The sequence below is a fragment of the Bacillus sp. mrc49 genome (genome assembly GCF_002803435.1).
On sequence record NZ_PHNG01000111.1, the window covers coordinates 1 to 1,035 of the forward strand.

At 50.8% G+C, this 1,035-nt stretch carries 1 protein-coding gene and 1 pseudogene; one reads left to right on the top strand and one right to left on the bottom strand.

All coding sequences use genetic code 11. The features are described from left to right. A pseudogene (locus tag CVN76_RS00765) lies at window positions 1-677 on the top strand (leucyl aminopeptidase); the annotation flags it as partial. A gap of 39 nt (window positions 678-716) precedes the next feature. Here the strand turns inward: CVN76_RS00765 and CVN76_RS00770 are convergent. Next, window positions 717-1,035: hypothetical protein (locus CVN76_RS00770; protein WP_100530078.1), on the bottom strand; the 319-nt coding region annotated here is incomplete at its 5' end.

Genomic DNA, 1,035 nt, shown 5'->3' on the forward strand with positions numbered 1-1,035 from the left:
CCTTGAAAACGAAGGCCGGCATCGTCGGAATGAAAACGGATATGGGGGGTGCTGCAGCCGTATTGGGGGCAATGGAGATTATCGGCGAATTGGGGCCGGACCAAAATGTAGTTGCCGTCATTCCTTCCACTGATAATATGATCAGCGGCGAGGCCTTCAAGCCGGATGATGTGATCACTGCCATGAGCGGAAAAACGATCGAGGTATTGAATACCGATGCTGAAGGACGGCTCGTCTTGGCAGATGCCGTGACCTACGCTAAACATCATGGTGCAGAATACCTGATTGACGTAGCGACGTTAACGGGCGGTGTCATAACGGCGCTGGGCATGGATATGACTGGTGCAATGACCAATGACGTTGAATTCTACGAGCAAGTCCAAAAAGCTTCCGAGGAGGCCGGCGAGCCTATGTGGCGGCTGCCCATTACCGAAAAGGACAAGGAACGCGTACGCAATAGTAAGATAGCAGATTTGAACAATTCACCTGGCGGGGCCGGGCATGCCATCATGGGCGGGGCTTTCATCGGTGAATTTGCAGAAGCGACCCCGTGGGTCCACCTGGATATTGCCGGCACGTCGACAACCTCCAGCAGCTCTGCATTATGCACCGCAGGAGCGACGGGTGTCATGGCTCGGACGCTTGCCTTATTGGTTGAAACCTTTGAAGCGAAATGAACAAAAAAACCGAAGCCAAGCATAGGCTTCGGTTTTTTTTCAAATATCCCTCCATTTTAGACTGATGATGATATGGCAATTAACCTCTCCAGCTTTCGGATGGAAATCAAAACGGATTCCATCTGGGTTATACATGATATCAGGTTCGTTTTTAATGCCGATCTTCCGGATCATTTCCGTCACGAGGCTTTTTTCCGATGATTGGGCAGCGGTCATCAATCCGTTTGCGAAAGGCTTGGATGTCGCTAAAGTGTTCATGACTTTTTGCACATCGATCAATAAGGACTGCGAGGCCTTTGCCGATTTAACCAACAAATCGGGATTGGTAGCCGAGTAGGGACGGATGCTCCCAGCCAGC